The organism is Clostridium sp. AM33-3 (genome assembly GCF_003480315.1).
Taxonomy (GTDB): Bacteria; Bacillota; Clostridia; order Lachnospirales; family Lachnospiraceae; genus Brotaphodocola.
Genome location: NZ_QUIV01000005.1, coordinates 125,973 through 144,536 on the forward strand (window position 1 = coordinate 125,973; position 18,564 = coordinate 144,536).

Consider the following 18,564-nt stretch of genomic DNA (forward strand, 5'->3'; position numbering starts at 1 on the left):
CCTCGCCGTTCGCCGTAACCGTGCAAGCACGCTTCCGGCTCTCTTGCGCTCGTCACATTATATCATAAAAGGCGCGTACTTTCCATACGCGCCTTCGTGTTTCATTTTATATTCTGTTTTTCCCGTAATTAACGGCCGTTTGCAGGTTCCATATGAATGGATTTTCCCTTAATGCGGGCATTCTTCATGCATTCCAGTACCTCCTCCGCGCAGTCCTGCGGAACTTCTACAAAGGTGTATTTGTCATACATGTCAATGCTTCCCACCAGACGGCCGGAAATGCCGGACTCCCCTGCAATGGCACCCAGGATATCACCCGGTTTTACCTTCTGGTCTTTTCCGATGTTGATGAACAGGCGTGCCATATCTGCGTCATCCTGATTTTTTCTGGCGCTGCGGCCGCCTCGCCCGTCTCTGCCCTTGCCGTCTCTTCTGCCGCGGCCGTTTCCACGGTCACTGCGGTCACGTCTGGAATCCAGATCATCTAAAGATCTTGCCGGACGGTTATCGAAGATGATATCTTCATTTTCCTCACCCATATTCATGCGAAGCAGTGCAGCTGCCAGCTCAAGGGAGGTGTAGTCCTCCTCCAACAGCTTCTTCTCAATGATGTGGGAAATACGGTTCAGATCCATATCTGCCAGAACTTCCTTCGCCTGATCCAGGATTTTTTCTGCCTTGATCTCGGTAATGTCATCCAGGGACGGAATTGCCTGCGGAATGATCTTGGTCTTACAGTAACGCTGGATGTCACGCAGCTTGTACACCTCGCGGCCGACAACGAAGTTGAATGCGATACCCTCGCGGCCTGCACGTCCGGTACGTCCGATACGATGTACATAATACTCATCATCCTGCGGGATATCGTAGTTAAATACTGCCTCTACATCATCTACGTCAATACCACGCGCAGCCACATCGGTTGCTACCAGGATCTCGGTTCGTCCGTTACGGAAGCTGTTCATAACGCGATCACGCTGCACCTGCTTTAAGTCACCATGCAGTCCCTCTGCAAAATAACCGCGGCCCTGAAGCTCCGTTACCAGCTCATCGACCTGCCTCTTGGTGTTGCAGAATGCGACGGAAAGCTTCGGCGCGTACATATCGAGCAGCCGGCACATAACCTCTACCTTGGTCTTCGGCTTTACTTCATAATAATACTGGGTTACCTTCGGCACGGTCAGCTCTTTCTTTACGACCTTGACGATCTGCGGATCCTTCTGGAAGTTCTCCGCGATCTTCTGGATGGCTGCCGGCATGGTTGCAGAGAACATTACCGTCTGGCGCTCCTCAGGAAGCTGGCTTAAGATGGTCTCCATGTCCTCTAAGAAGCCCATGTTCAGCATCTCATCTGCCTCATCCAGCACAACGGTATGTACCTGATCAAATTTTACAGTCTTACGGCGCATATGGTCCATAACACGGCCCGGGGTACCGATGATGATCTGGGTACCGTCCTTTAAACCGCGGATCTGGCGTACAATGTCCTGTCCTCCGTAGATCGGCAGGATTTTAATGCCATGCATATACTTTGCCAGGTTACGGATCTCGTCTGCTACCTGGATGGCCAGCTCACGGGTCGGACAAAGAGCAATGGCCTGCAGCTTTTTCTTCTTCGGATCGATCTTCTGAAGAAGCGGGATACCAAAGGCTGCTGTCTTACCGGTTCCGGTCTGGGCCTGACCGATGATATCGGAGCCCTCCAGTTCCACCGGAATGGCCTTCGCCTGGATCGGGGAAGCCTCCTCAAATCCCATATCGGTCACGGCACGCAGGATACGGTCATCTAACTGTAACTCTTCAAATTTTACTGTTTCCATTCATTTTCCTCATTCTATTTACAATCTGTTTTCGAGTTTTACGCAGGACCTGTTCCAGTGGGGGGGACCCTGCGGTACAGGTATGCAAACACCTGCCTCCGACAGATTTTTGCACACAATCGCATCAAAAAAGAAGATTCAGGATGGTATTCTGAATCTTCTTCAGCACAATTTTGTATTCTAACATACGGATTTTGGAATGTCAATTTTCTTTTCGAGTGCAATCCGTAATTCATGATAGAATCATGATCACGAAAAGTTCCCTTCCGGCGACAGTCCCTGGTTTGTTCCATAGGTATTATAAATCTGCTCAAAGGTCCCTTTCGGCGCCTGGGCGATAAAGGATGCGCCGCTGCCGTACTTTCCATACAGCTTCATGATCTGGGCCATCTGGTCCTTCTCGATGGCTACGCAGCCGGAGGTATAGTCCTTAAATACACCGGAGCAGTGTAAAAACAGCGCGGAGCCCTGATTCTTGATGCCGTTCGGATTGAATCCGGCATCAATGGCGTAGTCATAATATCCGGCATAGCCGCTGCCGCCGACCCGCTCGCCTTCTTTGGAAATGTCACGGCTTAATTTGTTGGTATCGTCCTCCCAGACATAGGTGTCATCTACCTGGATATAATCGGAAGGAAAGCCCTCCAGTGCTTTGGCCTGTCCGAACGGGGTATTCATTCTAAATACTCCGATCGGCGTGGTCTTATCGCCAGAGTGCCGGTGATTGCTCATGCCATTCATACCAAGATATCCTGTTGTTTCCACACACTTCTCCCAGCTTCCTGCTGCGCTGCTCCGCTCAAAGGCATAAACATTGCAGCCACTTCCGCCGGTTCCTTCCACGATCACCAGTACCCGGGCTTCTTCCGGAAGCACAAAGCGGGATGCAGCTGCGGTTCCTGCCTCCCCGCTTCCGCTCTCCTGCGGCGCTTCAAAGCTTACGTTTGTTGCAGCTGCCGTGTTCTGTCCGCCTCCCGCTGTTAAAACCGGAGCAGAAAGAATCGCTGCCGCCATATAAATTCCTGCATGGATTCCCATCTTTTATCCTGCCTTTCTGTTACTGTTCACGCATTGCGCAAACAGCAATGAATTTCTTCTATACTAGATAGAGCCTGGTTCTTTATACCTTGAACCTGTATCCCACGCCCCAGATGGTCTCAATATACTGCGGCTTCGCGGTATTGAACTCGATCTTTTCACGGATTTTCTTGATGTGCACGGTTACCGTGGCAATATCTCCGATGGAATCCATATCCCAGATTTCCCGGAACAGTTCCTCCTTTGTGTATACATGGTTTGGATTCTGGGCCAGGAAAGTCAGTAAATCAAATTCCTTCGTAGTAAAGTTCTTTTCCTCCCCGTTCACCCAGACTCTTCGGGCAGTCTTGTCAATTTTCAGTCCGCGAATCTCGATGATCTCATTCTCCGGACTTCCGCTTCCGATCAGACGCTCATAACGGGCCAGGTGAGCCTTCACCCGGGCCACCATCTCACTTGGGCTGAATGGCTTCGTCATGTAATCATCCGCCCCCAGGCCCAGGCCCCGGATCTTGTCAATATCGTCCTTCTTTGCGGAAATCATGATGATCGGTGTATTCTTGGACTGGCGAAAACGCCTGCAGATCTCAAAGCCATCCATTCCCGGAAGCATGAGATCCAGGATCAGAAGATCAAAATCTTCGTTTAAAGCCCGCTCCAGACCGACATCTCCCTGTTCCTCCAGTTCTACCTCAAACCCGCTTAACTCCAGATAATCCTTCTCGAGCTCCGCGATGCTGGTCTCGTCTTCAATGATCAGAATTCTGCTGCTCATTTTGTATTACCTCCTGATATTTTCTCAGCACAAAATGCATCTCCGTGCCGATTCCTTCTTTGCTGGTGGCCCAGATACGGCCGCCGTGATCTTCAATGATCTTTTTCACAATGGAAAGTCCGATGCCGCTTCCGCCCTTGGAGGAATTCCGTGAGGAATCCGTGCGGTAGAACCGGTCAAAAATATAGGGCAGATCCTTGGTAGCAATGCCCCGGCCGTTGTCCTCGATCTCCACCTGAATGAAATCGCCCACGTCCTTGATGCGGATGTTGATGATGCCCTTCGGCTTATCCAGATATTTGACGGAATTGCTGATGATGTTGTTGATGACACGCTTCATCTGCTCTGCGTCTGCAATGACTTCCACGTCCTCATTGACATAGTTAAAATACCCCAGCTCAATCCCCCGGGATTCCATGTCCAGACCGACCTCCTCCGCGCAGTCGCGGAAATAGCTGTTGACATTGATCTTACTAAACGTATAGGGAATCTTATTCGTATCAATCTTGGAATAAAAGGTCAGCTCATCGATCAGCCGGTCCATATCGTTGGCCTTGTTGTAAATGGTGCGGATGTATTTGTCCAACTTTTCCGGCGAGGATGCCACACCGTCCAGAATCCCCTCCACATAGCCTTTGATCGCCGTGATCGGTGTTTTCAGATCATGGGAAATATTGCTGATCAGTTCCTTATTTTCATTGTCATACTGAATCTTCTGCTCCGCACTCTCCTTTAAACGGATGCGCATCTCCTCAAAGTCCTGGCACAGCTCACCGATCTCGTCATCCTCCTCGATATCCAGCGTGAAATCCAGATTGCCGTCCCGGATCTTTCTGGTTGCCTCCTGAAGCTTGCTAAGCGGGCGCAGAATGGAACGGTACACCCAGATTGTCAGGGAACCGCAGATGAACATCAGCATCAGAACTGCCGTGATCATCAGCTGGGCTACCATAGTTCTTACTTCCGGGCCAAACCGGTCCATCCGGTTGGCCATAAACAGACGGCCCACCGAAAGCATAAGGCCCACAAACATGATCGGAAGGACACTAAACGTCACAAACGCAATGGCAAGACGCATTTTTAATCTCATAAAAAATACACCTCTCTCTACTGACTAACAGTATACCACAAGAGGTGTATTCCGTGTATTAAACTATTCTAAATTTTCAAACAATTTCTTAGTTTCCGCATTCGATGCTGATCTCATTGAATTTTTCCAGAATGTGATCGATCTGGATCTTCTTTTTCTCCTCACCGGCCTTGTCAATGATGGCATGGCCCTGATGCATCATCAGCAGACGGTTGCCGTATTCTACGGCGTAACGCAGGTTATGGGTCACCATGATGGTCGTGAGATGCTTCTCTTTTACCACCTTATCCGTCAGCTCCATAATGATGTCTGCGGTTTTCGGATCCAGTGCTGCCGTGTGCTCATCCAGGATCAGAAATTCAATGGGAGTCATGGTGGACATGAGCAGTGCCATGGCCTGACGCTGTCCGCCGGAAAGCACGCCGACCTTCACATCCAGCTTATCTTCAAGTCCCAGGCCAAGCATATGAAGCTGTTCCCGGTAAAATTCCACCCGTTGGCGGTTGGTGCCCGGGCGCAGGTTGAAGGGCTTTCCCTTGTTATCGGCCAGAGCCATATTTTCCAGAATCGTCATGGAAGGGCAGGTGCCCATGGCCGGGTTCTGATAGACACGGCCGATACGCTTCTGACGCTTAAACTCCGGCATGCCTGTAATATCTTCATTTCCGATTTTGATCTGTCCCGCATCCAGCGGAATGCTACCGCAGATCAGGTTCAGCATGGAAGTTTTTCCGGAACCGTTGGAGCCCACCACTGACACAAACTGTCCGTCCTCAATGGAAAGGGAGAAATCGTGGAACAGACACATTTCATTGACAGTGCCCGCATTATAATATTTATGGATGTGGTTTAACTCAAGCATGCGCCTTTACCTTCCTTTCCTTCCGGTTGCTGGCAACCAGGATGATCAAAAACAGAACTGCCGTGATCAGCTTTAAGTCTGATGCTGCCATGCCCAGGGCGATGGCCAGGGATACGCAGGCCTTATAGACAATGGAACCGAAGATGACTGCTGTAGTTGCCTTCACACCATGAAACCTCTTCAGCAGCTTGGTTCCGATGATCACGCTGGCCAGGCCGATCACCATGGTGCCGGTTCCGGTGCTGACCTCAAAGAAGCCTTTCTGCTGGCAGTACACACAGCCCGCCAGAGCTACAAAGCCATTTGCGAGAGCCAGTCCCAGGATCTTCACCATGCCCTTATCCTTTGCCAGAGAGGTAACCAGCACCTCGTTATCACCGACTGCCCTCAGCAGATAGCCGGCCCGGGTCTTTAAGAACAGATCCAGCAGGATCTTACAGAGCAGGACGATCACGAACAGGATGATGCAGACCAGATACGGATCCAGTGCCTCCGGCACGGCAGCATCCAGAAATGTGTTCTCAAAAATTGTTTCCTTGCTGAAGATCGGCAGGTTTGCCTTCCCCGCGATCCGCAGGTTAATGGAGTAAAGCGCTGTCATCATGATGATGCCGGAGAGCAGGTCCCGTACCTTCAGCTTCACATGGATCAGACCGGTAATGCATCCGGCCAGCAGTCCTGCCGCAAAGCTCAGGACCAGAGTCAGTGCCGGATGTACCCCCTTCAGGATCAGCATAGCTGTGACAGCCGCTCCCATCGGGAACGTGCCGTCCACAGACAGATCCGGAAAATCCAGGATTTTGTAGGTAATATATAAGCCAAGTGCCATGATCGCGTAGATCAGACCTTCTTCCATGACGCCAATGATGATAGACATTTGTTTCCTCCGATTTCTAAGAGCATGTATTCTTTTATGAATACCCTCTAGTTGGTGATAATCTCATCGAACAGTGCTGCCGCGTTGTCGGAAAGCTCTGCCGGAATGGTGATACCAAGATTTTCTGCAACCTTGTTGTTTCCATAGAAAGCTGCCTCTTCGATAATCTCAAAGTTCATCTCGCTTGCCTTCTTTTCGCCCTTTAATACTTTTGCTGCCATCTTACCAGTCTGCTCGCCAAGGCTTACATAATCCAGGCCAACCGCTGCAAGACAGCCGATCTTAACCTGCTCGATCTCGCTTCCGAATACCGGGATGTTTTTCTTTGCTGCCTTATCCAGGATTACCGGAAGGGAGCTTACCACGGTATTGTCGGTTAAGTTATTGATACAGTCAACTTTCTCTACCAGGGCATCTGCTGCTAACGGGATGTCTGCGGTAGAAGAAATACCACTCTCTACAATCTCAAAGCCATACTCCGGTGCTGCTTCCTTGTATTCCTCGATCGCGGACACGGAATTGATCTCGCTGGTGCTGTACATGATACCGATGGTCTTTGCATCCGGAAGCATGGTGCGGATCATCTTTAACTGACTTTCAACCGGAAGCTTGTCGCTGGTACCGGTGATCTCTCCGACCGGGGTTCCGTCTGTGTTAGCAAGCTCTGCCAGTATCGGATCGGTAACTGCGGTGTAGATCACCGGTACGCCAGCATCCTTTGCTGCGCTGTAGGCACTCTGGGCGATCGGGGTTGCAATGGCACAGATCAGATCGGCTTTCTTGGAAAGGAAGTTGTTCATGATCTGGCTTGCAGTGCCGCCGTCTGCCTGTGCGTTCTCATAAAGGACGGTCAGGTTCTTGCCCTCCACGATACCCTCATCTGCAAGGCCCTGCAAAAATCCGGTACGGCAGTTATCTAAGGAGCCGTGCTCTGCGAACTGGCCGATACCTACGGTATACTCGCCATCGGCAAGCTCCACACCTGCTGCTTCTGCGGTAGTTTCCGCTGTGGAAGCTTCTGCTGTGGTTTCTGCTGCCTTTGTGTCTGCTGCAGTGGTCTCTGCGGTCTTGCTGCCGCATCCTGCCAATGCCATCATTGCTGCCATTGCTGCTGCCATAACCTTCACACTTTTTCTCATAATCGTTTCCTCCTTAAAATAAAAAAAATCTCAAATACAGAAATAAATCTGTATTTGAGACGAATATACTTAATCCGCGGTACCACTCAAATTGGTTTGCACCCACTCACCCGTATACTAACATATACGCCGCCAGGTAACGGTTGCGGTTTCCGTCAGTTCCTACTTTCTGTGCCTTTTTGCTCACCAGCCTCGATTTCAGATCTGCCCTCGAAAGTCCATTCAGCAATTCCTTCCATACTGCAATCCCACCACCTGCAGCTCTCTGTGATATCAGCGAAGTGCTTACTCCTCTTTCTCATCGGTTTGTCGTTGTTGCTACCTATCATAATGCGGCAGAACGGATTTGTCAATCATTTTTTTCAGACAATTAATTATTAATTATTAATCAGTCCGACAGGAGAGTGCCGTGAAATAGGACTCCCCTGTCTACGTTACTGGCTATATCATAAATTCAGTTTATCGTAGCTCTTACTCAGATACACATCCAACCGATCCTTTAGCGCCCGGTACTCTCCCTGCTCCAGCTCCGGGTCACGTTCCAGAATACGGTTTACTTCTTCTGATACGGTCTTTAACAGATTTGCGTCGGTAAAGATGTCCGCGATCTTAAATTCCATATCACCGCTCTGGCGTATACCGAAAAAGTCTCCCGGGCCACGCAGCTTCAGATCCTCAGAGGCAATGTAGAAGCCGTCATTCGATCGGTTTAAGATATCCAGTCGCTCCTGGGTACCATCCTGGTCAGAGCAGTTCACCATGATACAGTAGGACTGATGCGCGCCCCGGCCCACACGGCCGCGGAGCTGATGAAGCTGGGCCAGTCCGAAACGCTCCGCATTCTCGATCATCATGACCGTGGCATTCGGAACATTCACACCGACTTCGACAACGGTTGTGGAAACAAGCACCTGGATTTCACCTGAAGCAAAACGCTCCATGATCTTATTTTTCTCTTTGCCTTTCATTTTTCCGTGCAGGTACTCCACGGTGATGCCTGCAGGCAGCTTTTCCCGCAGAAGCTTTGTGTAGTCCAGCACATTTTCCGCCTCGATCATCTCGCTCTCCTCTACCATGGGACAGATGACGTAGGCCTGGCGCCCGGCAGCAATTTCCCTGGCAATGAACTGATATGCCTTGTCCCGGTACCCGGTGTTTACCACACAGTTTTTGACAGGCAGACGCTCAGCCGGCATCTCATCAATAATAGAAATATCCAGATCTCCATACAGAATGATAGCCAGAGTCCTGGGGATCGGGGTGGCACTCATGACCAGCACATGCGGTGTCAGCTCCGGATCATGTTCACTGCCCTTGTTTCCCAGGGCCTCCCGCTGCCCTACGCCGAACCGGTGCTGCTCATCGGTAATGACCAGGGCCAGCCGGTCATAATGCACCTTTTCCTGGATCAGGGCATGAGTTCCCACTATGATATCTGCCTCGTGGGAAGCAATCTTTTCGTAGGCCAGACGTTTTTCCTTTGCCGTCATGGAACCTGTCACCAGAACCACCTGCATTTCAATCCCGTAAGTGGAAAACAGACCGGTAATGGATTCGTAGTGCTGCTTTGCCAGAACCTCGGTCGGAGCCATCAAGGCCCCCTGACAGCCGTTCATAGCCGTTTCCAGAAGGGCCAGTACTGCCACAATAGTTTTTCCGGAGCCCACATCGCCCTGTACCAGACGGTTCATGACCAGTCCGCTTTCCAGATCCCTCCGCACCTCTTCCAGAACCTTTTTCTGGGCACCGGTCAGCTCATAGGGCAGAGAATCCAGGAGTTGATCGACCTTCGCTGACCGCGGGATCACATAGCTGCTTTTTAAGTCCTGACGTTTTTCCTTTAACCGGCGCACAGAAAGAAGAAAGAACAGAAATTCATCAAACACCAGGCGCTTTCTGGCAAAGAGCAGTTCCTTCCGGTCTGCCGGAAAATGGATATGCTCGATCGCATAATTGTATTCTGCCAGTTCGTAACGGCTGCGAAGCTCCTCCGGCAGGTACTCCCGCTCCATCTGCCGCTGTTCCAGTGCCTGCTGCACTGCACGGGTGATGGCCTTATTGCCCAGTCCCTTTGTCTGCCCATACACCGGCTGCATGGAATGCATGATGCCGCGATACTGTTCCGGTGTAAATACCTCCGGCTGCTCCATAGTCAGCCGTCCGTTTTTTTTTACCACACGGCCTCGAAAAATGAGGATCTGGCCCATCTGCAGAACAGTGCGCAGATAAGGCATATTATACCAGGTCAGCTGCAGTGCCCCGGTCATATCCCGTACGTCCGTGATCACAACCTGGATATTCTTAAAACGGCGCACGGACGGCGTCTTCATAAGCTGGCCGGATACCGCAAACATCCCTTTTTCCCGCAGTTTTCCAACAGGAACCGGTTCTTCGTAGGCATCGTAGGCACGCGGGTAATCGTGAAGCAGCTCCTCTACAGTCTCAACTCCCAGTTTTGCAAACAAGCCTGCCGTTTTTTCCCCAATTCCCTTCAGGACGGTAATTGGCTGCTGATTCATAATCATTCTCCTATATGTAAAAGGAGAGTCATCCGTAAAGACAACTCCCCTCATATTTTCGCCTTACTGCAATGTGTACGTTTCCAACTGCATGCTGCTGCGGCTACTCTACAGAAATCAGATAATAGTAGATCGGCTGACCGCCCTCCTGAAGTTCAATTTCCACATCCGGGCAGCTTTCCTGAAGCTTTGCTGTCAGGGCCTGCGCGTCTTCTGCACTCACATCGCTTCCGTAGTAAACAGTAACCAGCTCGGAATCCTCATCCAGCATAGCTTTTAAGGTGTCAACGGTGGTCTTCTCAAGACTGGTGCTGACAGCCAGCATACCGTGGTCACCGATTCCCATGATATCGCCCTCATGGATCTCCATGTCATCTATGACGGTATTGCGCACTGCATAGGTAATCTGACCGGTTTTCACACGGCCCATCTCTTCCACCATGGTTGCCAGATTCTCCTCCGGAGTCTGATCCGGAATAAAGTTGATCAGCGCGGTAATGCCCTGCGGTACTGTCTTGGACGGAACTACGATGATCTGCTTGTCCTCTACCAGATACTTTGCCTGCTCTGCAGCCAGAATAATGTTTTTGTTGTTCGGAAGGATATATACGGTATCCGCGTTCACGTGGTCGATCGCGTTGACCATGTCCTCGGTACTCGGGTTCATGGTCTGACCGCCCTCGATCAGGTAATCTGCGCCAATGCCCTTAAAGATCTCGCCCAGCCCGTCTCCAACGGATACCGCAATGAAGCCATACGGCTTTCTCGGCTCATTCTTTGCTGTCTCTGCCTTATCTTCCCCGGCCTTCTGCTCTGCTGCCTTGCGCTCTGCGTCCTGGATCACGCGCTCCTGGTGTTCCTCGCGCATATTGTCGATCTTCATGCGGGACAGGGAGCCAAAGGTCAGTGCCTTCTGGATGGCAAGACCCGGATCGTTGGTATGAACATGTACTTTTACAATGTCATCGTCGGAAACCACTACGATAGAGTCACCGATCGACTCCAGATAAGCTTTGAACTCATGTTCGCTGTTTTCATCGTAATGCTGCTCCAGATTGATGATGAACTCGGTGCAGTAGCCATATTTGATATGTGCCGTGTCAATATCAGTGGATGCCGCACCCTTTGCTTCTGCCGGTGTGCCTGCCGCAGGTTTGGCATCCGGAACCGTGATATCCACTTCCTTGCCGCTGATGCCGTCAAATGCGCCCTTTAATACCTGCATCAGTCCCTGACCGCCTGAGTCTACCACACCTGCCTGCTTTAATACCGGAAGCATCTCCGGAGTCTGGCTTAACACATAATCACCATGTTCAATGACCCTGCTGCCGAACTCCAAGATGTCATCTGTCTCCTCGGCAGTCTCTACTGCCTTGTCTGCCATGCCCTTCGCAACCGTCAGGATCGTACCCTCTTTCGGCTTCATAACTGCCTTATAAGCTGTCTCAGTGGCATGGACAAAGGCCTGGGCCAACGTCTTGACATCTACAGCCTCTTTTCCCTTGATCTCTTTGGTAAAACCGCGGAACAACTGGGATAAGATAACGCCGGAGTTTCCTCTTGCACCGCGCAGGGAGCCGGAAGAAATTGCCTTGGCCAGGGAATCCATGGTCGGGTCCTTTACAGCTGCCACCTCTCTGGCCGCGGCCATGATCGTCATGGTCATATTGGTTCCGGTATCGCCGTCCGGCACCGGAAATACATTTAATTCGTTGATCCACTCTTTTTTTGCTTCTAATCCCTTTGCTCCGGCAAGAAATGCCTTCTGCATCAGACGGGCGTCTATTACCTTCACACTCACCGTCAGGTCCTCCTTAATCAATCACTCGTACACCTTCTACATAAATGTTGATCTTGTCAACCTCCATGCCGGTGAATTCTTCTACTTTGTATTTCACGCTTGCGATCAGATTGTCTGATACTGCGCAGATGCTGACTCCATAAGCCACGATCACGTGAAAATCGATGGAAATATGGTTATCCTGTACTTCCACAGTGATGCCGTGGGTCAGACTCTCACGCTTTAACAGCTTAACCAGTCCGTCTTTCATGCTGACCGCTGCCATACCAACAATACCAAAACACTCCACTGCCGTCATGCCCGCATACATGGCAATGACATCGGAGCTAATCTGAATCTCGCCCAGTTTGTTGTTGATGCGTCCCTTCATAGAAACCCCTCCATATCTATCTTATTTGCTGCCGGAAAAAGCCGGGCTGCATTGTTTTCAGCTATGCCATTTCGGAAAAAGGCATTATTTAACTAATTAATCATATCACATATCCTTATTTATGTCCATTATGACTTTTCTCGAAAGCCGGTCCGCAAACATTCATCCATGAAAACATTTTTCCACGTTTTCTTCATTTATTTCCCCGCTTTTATTTTTTCTCAAAAAAATGCGAAATTTCACTTGCCAAAATGGGGACTTTCTGCTATCATATTTTATGTTGTGGTTCCTTACGGGACCAAGTACCGGTTAAGGAGGTGCAATCATGGCTAAATGTGCAATCTGTGAAAAGGCTGCTCACTTCGGAAATAACGTGAGCCACTCCCATAGAAGATCCAACGCGATCTGGAAAGCAAACGTTAAATCTGTTAAGGTTAAAGTTAATGGAGGAGCTAAGAAGATGTATGTATGTACTTCTTGCTTACGTTCCGGCTTAGTTGAAAGAGCATAATTGGAACTGATGCTGAGGACATGTCGTTTGACATGTCCTCTTTTTCGTTTCACACTTTCTGCACAGTCTCTTATTTCACATACTTCTGCTATTTTCTGTATGGATCTCATCCGCAAAAAAGATAATAGCCCAGAGTCAGGCATCCGATGATAAAGATCAGCGTAGACAGTGTTTCCGGAATAAACAAAAGAAGCGTCATTCCGATCCCAAAGCAAAAAAGCATAAGCCCCAGAACACGCCTCATGGCAGCCTCCTGATATGAAAATACGGCTGTTTCTGCGCACTCAGACCAGAAACAGCAGCGTAAGCTTCCACTATCAGTATATGCTGTCTTCCATGAGGTATGAACCGGGGCTTATGTTATATCCGTGTCAACGGTTATTCCGCCTTTGCGTCCGCTTCCTCGCCGGCTGCCGCAATCTCCTGCGCGGTTTCCATAGCCTTTTCCGAAACCTCTTCCTTTTTTCCGCCAGCAAATTTATTCACAAAATCCGGCACCATATCAAGAACCTTGGTCACTGCATCCTGCTGCTTGATATTCACCAGCTTGGTCACACCATTCTGGATCACGAGCACGGCACTTGGGCTCATCTTGGCACTCATGCCGCCGCCCCCATTGTGCTTTGCATTGTCCGCAAAGGAACCGGCTGCCATACCGCAGGTCACATCCACCAGCGGGAGGATGATCGCATCATCCACCTTTACAGCATCTCCCACTACGGTCTTTGTCGTTACAAACTGATCCATCCCCTTAAACAGGGCCTCTACCGTTGAAACAAATTGATTTTCTGCCATATTGTCCTCCTTTATGCGGATGGCCAGATCATTCTGGGCCTTACAATTCCCGCCACATCATACAGCTTAGGCTTTCTCTTTGCGGCCTCTCGCCGCCCTGATCCACAATCTGATATTTTTATCCAGAAGCATCCGGAAAGCCAGAAGCAGAATGGTTCCCAGCCGGATATGTCCCTTCAGCTTCCATTCCCCTTCCAGGCATGGCTCCAGAAAATCCGGACATATCTGAAGGTGACGGCCATACAGGCCGTAAAACGGGCTGATCCAGGTAAGGACCTGCCCGGTCATATAAGGATCATCAAAACCAAACCTGATCTTTCCTTCTGACTTTCTCGGCAGAATATGCCGGATAACAGCAAAAATCTGCCGTTTTGCCAGACGAAACGTTTTTTTGTTTTCCTCATTCCGGAGGAAGGAAAGGATCGTCTCCCACCGGTTTTTTCCCGTCCGAAGTTTCTTTGCCGCTTTTTTCAGATTTCTGTGGATCCCCTGGACTTTCAGCTTCAGAGCCGATAGAAAATGCCTGAAACGCGCTGCAATTTTACCAGCCCCGGCATTTTTCCCTTCGTGCCGGTCTGTCCCCGGCGTAGCGGATACCTGCGCAGTTTCCACCCGCTCCGTCAGCTCCTTCTCAAATGCATCAGCCTCTGATTTTTCTGTTTCATCTGCTTCTTCCGGGAAATCGGCACAGGCTCGCCCGGTCACAGGCTCTGCCCTTTCCGGTGTTTCCGCTCTGTCCTGCGCTTTTTCTGCCTTTTCCCGTCCCGGATGAAACCAGAGGACCCGGACATCCACCTGCGCTTTTTCATCATAAGAAATCTTCAGGGAAATGAGATGCAGAAACCAGCTTACCGAAGCACTGCCCTTCAGCTTCTCATAAAAGCTGCCCTCTGCCCGGTACCGGAGCGGAACAAACAGCACGCTTATGATCACAAACAGGAGCAGTCCCAGAATTACAAGGAGCAGAATCCCGATTATTTTTAAGATTCCCAGTACGATTGCTACCATACGTCAATTCCTGTAAAGCGGGCAAACGCCTCCGCCGATACCTCTCCTGTTTTCTGATACAAATCATCCACCATCCTGCGCACCACCTCCAGAGCTTCCCAGTATGTAACCGCAATTCCCAGGATCATGCGCTCCTTCTTCTTTTCCGATGGAACCAGAAGCAAGGCAGAAGGATAGATGTCACAAAGATTCTCTCCATTTTGCGGGGAAGTAATCACATAAACCTCCGGCTGCAGCCTTTCTTCCCGAATGCCCTGAATGATGGCATACCGGTGCCGCTTTGCCCGCCTGCCCACATACAAATGACTGTACCACTGCATCACATCTTCTCCTTTTGCCTGTCACAGCATTTTTTCACAACGTTGCGAAGGTTTCCGGCTTTCACCGGCACACAGGATTTCTACCGGTAATTATCCAGAATAGAACGGCGCAGAAGATCCAGTCCCTTTACCACTGCCTGCTCCCGGATCTTGGCCCGGTTGCCCTTAAACTGATACCTCTGGACATTGACCTTGTCCTTCATATAGGTTGCGATATACACCAGCCCCACCGGCTTCTCCTCACTGCCGCCGTCCGGGCCGGCCAGACCAGTCACTGCCACACAGGCATCGGAATCGGTAGCAAATACACCGCCGGTTGCCATCTCTCTGGCAGTCTGCTCACTGACTGCGCCGTATTTCTTTAACGTACTCTTGCTGACATCCAGGTATTTACGCTTTGCTTTGTTGGAATACGTGATAAAGCCCTCGTTATAAACCTCGGAAGCCCCGGGTACATTAATGATGCGGCCTGCCAGCAGTCCGCCGGTGCAGGACTCCGCAGTTGTCATGGTCAGGTCATATTTCTTTAACAGCTTCACCACCGCCTGCTCCAGCGTTTCCTCTTCCTTCGTGGAATAAACATAATCGCCAAAGCGGTTTTTGATCTCCTTTACCACCGGCTTTACCAGCTTTCTGGCCTCTTCCTCGGTGGCGGCCTTTGCCGTCACACGGATATGAACCTCACCGGTCTTCGCATAGGTAGCAATGGTCGGATTCTTCTGTTTGTCAATGAGATCCAGGAGCTTATCTTCTACCTGGCTTTCTCCCACACCACAGATCTTTACCATCTGGGAACGGATCACCTCCGGCTGCAGCTTCTGCAGATACGGAAATACCTGATTCATAAACAGCGGATACAGCTCATTTGGCGGTCCCGGAAGAAGAATGGCAGACTTGCCGTACTTTTCCAGGATCAGGCCAGGCGCAGTGCCGTTATCGTTATCCAGAACCATGCAGCCCTCCGGAATGATCGCCTGTTTCCAGTTATTATCCGGAATCACCTTATAAATGTTGTTCCGGAAATACTCCTCGATCCGCTCACGGGTGTGCTTATCCTCCACCAGCGGGAAGCCCATTACCTCCGCACAGACCTCCTTGGTCAGATCGTCCTCGGTCGGTCCAAGACCGCCGGTCAGGATGATGACATCTGAGCGCTTCAGTGCTGTCCGGATCACCTCAGCCAGACGGTCGTGGTTATCTCCGACTGTAACCTGATGATACATGGTCAGACCCAGAAGCGCGCATTTTTCCGCAAGAAACTGAGTGTTGGTATTCACAATGTTTCCGAGCAGAAGCTCGGTGCCGACTGAAATCAGTTCTACTACCATTTTTAAATTGCCCCCTCTGTAAGCACTTTATGATTCTTTGCAATGTAATCCACCAGCGAAACCACAGTCAGCACCAGTGCGATCCAGGTGCAGGCTACCGTCAGAATGTGCAGGACCGGAAGATCCACGATCATTAAGATGACTGCGATCATCTGAAACGTGGTCTTAAACTTGCCCCAGTAGCTGGCGGCAATGACAATGCCCTGCTCTGCGGCGATCAGGCGGAAGCCGCTGATGATGAACTCCCGGCTGACAATGATAATGACCATCCAGGACGGAAGCTGTCCCAGTTCAATGAGACAGATCAGCGCGGAGCAGACCAGAAGCTTATCTGCAAGCGGATCCATAAATTTTCCAAAATTTGTTACCAGGTTATATTTTCTTGCAATCTTTCCATCCAGCATGTCAGTGAGACTGGCTACAATAAAGATGGCAGCTGCCAGGTTGCGAAGCAGGCGTACCTCCCCATGAAATGCCAGCAGGCTGACTACGAAAAACGGGATCATGATCACCCGCAGCACGGTCAGTTTATTCGGCAGATTCATCGTATACCTCCCCGATCAGATCATAGTCATTGGAACCGGTGACCTTCACCCGGACAAAATCACCGGACATAAAGAGCTCACCACTGTTAACAAAGATATATCCATCTACATTCGGGGCATCCATGTAGGTTCTTCCTACATAAGCAGCTTCGTCAGCCACCTTGCCCTCGATCATAACATCCAGAACGCGTCCTACCATGGATTCGGACTTTTCAAAGGCAATTTCCTGCTGGAGCTCCATGATTTCGTCGCGGCGCTCCTCCTTCACCTCCTCCGGAATCTGATCCGGGAAAGCTGCTGCCGGAGTGTCTTCCTCTGCGGAGTAGGTAAATACGCCAAGACGCTCGAACTCCATCTCATCTACAAAGCGCATGACCTCTTCGTGATCTTCCTGAGTCTCGCCCGGGAAGCCGGAGATCATGGTGGTGCGAAGCGCAATATCCGGGACTGCGGCGCGAAGCTTTCCAATGATCTCGCGAAGCTGCGCCTGGTTGGTACGGCGGCCCATACGCTTTAAGATGCGGTCACTGGCATGCTGGATCGGAACATCCAGATAATGGCAGATCTTTTCTTCCGTACGGATGGCCTCAATGAACTCATCGGTGATCTCCTCCGGATAGCAGTACTGAATCCGGATCCAGTAGATGCCCGGGATCTCAGCCAGCTTATGGAGCAGCTCCGGAAGCATCTTCTTTCCGTATAAATCCACGCCGTACAGAGTAGTCTCCTGCGCTACCAGGATCAGCTCGCGGACACCCTGGTCTGCCAGCTCATTAGCCTCTTTCAGTAAGCGCTCCATCGGCACGCTGCGGTAATTGCCGCGCAGGCTCGGGATGATGCAGTAAGTACAGTGTTTATCACAGCCTTCCGCGATCTTTAAAAACGCGTAATGACCGCCTGTGGTAATGATACGCGAGGTCTCCACCTCCGGAAGCGCATTCAGATCGTGGAAGCAGCTGACATGTGCTTCTCCGCCAAGAGCCTGCTTTAACACATTGGAAATCTCGTCGTATGTGGATGTTCCAAGGATACCGTCCACCTCCGGGATCTCCTCAAGGATCTCCTGCTTGTAGCGCTGGGCCATACAGCCGGTCACGATCAGGGCCTTGCATTTTCCGGTCTTTTTCAGTTCTGCCATCTCCAGGATGGTGTTCACACTCTCTTCTTTTGCGTCATTGATGAAACAGCAGGTATTGATCACAATGATATCTGCCTCGTTTTCATCGTCTGTAAAGGTATGGCCGTCCCGGTTTAAAAGCCCAAGCATCATCTCAGTATCAACCAGGTTCTTGTCACAGCCAAGAGAAACACATAAAATCTTCATAAATTTCAAACTCCTGTTTTATGGAAAAAGCCATCTCTGACATATGAGACGGCCTTCTCCTTTCTTTTATCCCATTATACTTTTATTTCTACTCCTCAACCTGCTCAGCTTCGATTCCGAATGCTTCCGGATCTCCGTCTGCTGCAGCTTCGATCGCTTTTGCCTCTTCCGCTTCTTCGGCATCGTTATCGCCGAGGATTTTTACCTTACCCTCGTAAAGCTCCTGGACTGCGATGGAAAGCGGTTTTTTGCCTGCTGCTCTCGCGATGAGCGGCTCATCTCCGCCGATGATCTGTCTTGCACGCTTGGAGGTTGCAAGAACGATGGAATAACGGCTCTGTACGACCGGCTGCTCACCCGGCTCAACCTCGCTGTTTACTGCGTTGATCAAATCTGTATAAGATGGATGTAACATAATAAAACTCCTTTCTGGGGATATCTC

19 protein-coding genes and 1 other annotated feature are annotated in these 18,564 nt (G+C 50.4%); of the genes, 1 reads left to right on the forward strand and 18 read right to left on the reverse strand.

Annotated features, from left to right (window positions below):
* Positions 1–128: 128 nt before the first annotated feature.
* From DW819_RS04570 to DW819_RS04615, 10 genes are all read right to left on the reverse strand, one after another.
* Positions 129–1,820: a DEAD/DEAH box helicase gene (locus DW819_RS04570; RefSeq protein ID WP_118732273.1), complete on the reverse strand. Its 1,692-nt coding sequence runs from the start codon at positions 1,818–1,820 to the stop codon at positions 129–131.
* 249 nt (positions 1,821–2,069) lie between these two features.
* Positions 2,070–2,858 carry a hypothetical protein gene (locus tag DW819_RS04575; protein ID WP_118732274.1) on the reverse strand — a complete coding sequence of 263 codons (789 nt, stop codon included), beginning with the start codon at positions 2,856–2,858 and terminating at the stop codon, positions 2,070–2,072.
* An 82-nt stretch (positions 2,859–2,940) separates the two neighbouring features.
* Positions 2,941–3,633 carry a response regulator transcription factor gene (locus tag DW819_RS04580; RefSeq protein WP_118732275.1) on the reverse strand — a complete coding sequence of 231 codons (693 nt, stop codon included), beginning with the start codon at positions 3,631–3,633 and terminating at the stop codon, positions 2,941–2,943.
* Entirely contained in the window at positions 3,608–4,723 is a 1,116-nt protein-coding gene (locus DW819_RS04585; RefSeq protein ID WP_118732276.1) for a HAMP domain-containing sensor histidine kinase, read from the reverse strand. Before DW819_RS04585 ends, DW819_RS04580 begins: the two co-directional genes overlap by 26 nt.
* 88 nt (positions 4,724–4,811) lie before the next feature.
* Positions 4,812–5,585: an ATP-binding cassette domain-containing protein gene (locus tag DW819_RS04590; protein ID WP_118732277.1), complete on the reverse strand. Its 774-nt coding sequence runs from the start codon at positions 5,583–5,585 to the stop codon at positions 4,812–4,814.
* Positions 5,578–6,462: an ABC transporter permease gene (locus DW819_RS04595; protein WP_118732278.1), complete on the reverse strand. Its 885-nt coding sequence runs from the start codon at positions 6,460–6,462 to the stop codon at positions 5,578–5,580. Before DW819_RS04595 ends, DW819_RS04590 begins: the two co-directional genes overlap by 8 nt.
* A 47-nt stretch (positions 6,463–6,509) precedes the next feature.
* The gene (locus DW819_RS04600; protein ID WP_118732279.1) at positions 6,510–7,601 is read right to left on the reverse strand and encodes an ABC transporter substrate-binding protein; all 1,092 of its coding nucleotides are present in this window, start codon (positions 7,599–7,601) and stop codon (positions 6,510–6,512) included.
* A 52-nt stretch (positions 7,602–7,653) separates the two neighbouring features.
* Positions 7,654–7,912: a binding site (T-box leader), on the reverse strand.
* A gap of 135 nt (positions 7,913–8,047) precedes the next feature.
* Positions 8,048–10,123 carry an ATP-dependent DNA helicase RecG gene (gene recG, locus DW819_RS04605; protein WP_118732315.1) on the reverse strand — a complete coding sequence of 692 codons (2,076 nt, stop codon included), beginning with the start codon at positions 10,121–10,123 and terminating at the stop codon, positions 8,048–8,050.
* A 100-nt stretch (positions 10,124–10,223) separates the two neighbouring features.
* A complete protein-coding gene (locus DW819_RS04610) occupies positions 10,224–11,921 on the reverse strand; it encodes a DAK2 domain-containing protein (protein ID WP_118732280.1) in 1,698 nt (565 codons plus the stop codon).
* A 13-nt stretch (positions 11,922–11,934) separates the two neighbouring features.
* A complete protein-coding gene (locus DW819_RS04615; RefSeq protein WP_118732281.1) occupies positions 11,935–12,291 on the reverse strand; it encodes an Asp23/Gls24 family envelope stress response protein in 357 nt (118 codons plus the stop codon).
* A 325-nt stretch (positions 12,292–12,616) separates the two neighbouring features.
* Between DW819_RS04615 and rpmB the strand changes: the two genes are divergently transcribed.
* Positions 12,617–12,802 carry a 50S ribosomal protein L28 gene (gene rpmB / locus DW819_RS04620; RefSeq protein WP_118533668.1) on the forward strand — a complete coding sequence of 62 codons (186 nt, stop codon included), beginning with the start codon at positions 12,617–12,619 and terminating at the stop codon, positions 12,800–12,802.
* A gap of 106 nt (positions 12,803–12,908) precedes the next feature.
* Here rpmB and DW819_RS15585 read toward each other — a convergent pair whose 3' ends face one another.
* The 8 genes from DW819_RS15585 to rpoZ form a co-directional block, all read right to left on the reverse strand.
* Complete coding sequence (locus tag DW819_RS15585) at positions 12,909–13,046, reverse strand: hypothetical protein (RefSeq protein WP_178716430.1); 138 nt, start codon at positions 13,044–13,046, stop codon at positions 12,909–12,911.
* A gap of 134 nt (positions 13,047–13,180) precedes the next feature.
* A complete protein-coding gene (locus tag DW819_RS04625; RefSeq protein ID WP_118732282.1) occupies positions 13,181–13,597 on the reverse strand; it encodes a GerW family sporulation protein in 417 nt (138 codons plus the stop codon).
* Between the two features lie 66 nt (positions 13,598–13,663).
* A complete protein-coding gene (locus DW819_RS04630) occupies positions 13,664–14,605 on the reverse strand; it encodes a DUF2953 domain-containing protein (RefSeq protein ID WP_118732283.1) in 942 nt (313 codons plus the stop codon).
* A complete protein-coding gene (locus DW819_RS04635) occupies positions 14,599–14,925 on the reverse strand; it encodes a hypothetical protein (RefSeq protein WP_118732284.1) in 327 nt (108 codons plus the stop codon). Before DW819_RS04635 ends, DW819_RS04630 begins: the two co-directional genes overlap by 7 nt.
* Before the next feature lie 80 nt (positions 14,926–15,005).
* Positions 15,006–16,253 carry a competence/damage-inducible protein A gene (locus DW819_RS04640; protein WP_118732285.1) on the reverse strand — a complete coding sequence of 416 codons (1,248 nt, stop codon included), beginning with the start codon at positions 16,251–16,253 and terminating at the stop codon, positions 15,006–15,008.
* A 2-nt stretch (positions 16,254–16,255) separates the two neighbouring features.
* A complete protein-coding gene (gene pgsA, locus DW819_RS04645) occupies positions 16,256–16,798 on the reverse strand; it encodes a CDP-diacylglycerol--glycerol-3-phosphate 3-phosphatidyltransferase (RefSeq protein WP_118732286.1) in 543 nt (180 codons plus the stop codon).
* Positions 16,782–18,122 (reverse strand): 30S ribosomal protein S12 methylthiotransferase RimO, encoded by a 1,341-nt coding sequence (gene rimO / locus DW819_RS04650; RefSeq protein WP_118732287.1) that lies wholly within the window; start codon positions 18,120–18,122, stop codon positions 16,782–16,784. The genes pgsA and rimO overlap by 17 nt, the downstream gene beginning before the upstream one ends.
* An 88-nt stretch (positions 18,123–18,210) precedes the next feature.
* Positions 18,211–18,537, reverse strand: a complete 327-nt coding sequence (gene rpoZ, locus DW819_RS04655; protein WP_118732288.1) for a DNA-directed RNA polymerase subunit omega — start codon at positions 18,535–18,537, stop codon at positions 18,211–18,213.
* Positions 18,538–18,564 lie beyond the last annotated feature (27 nt).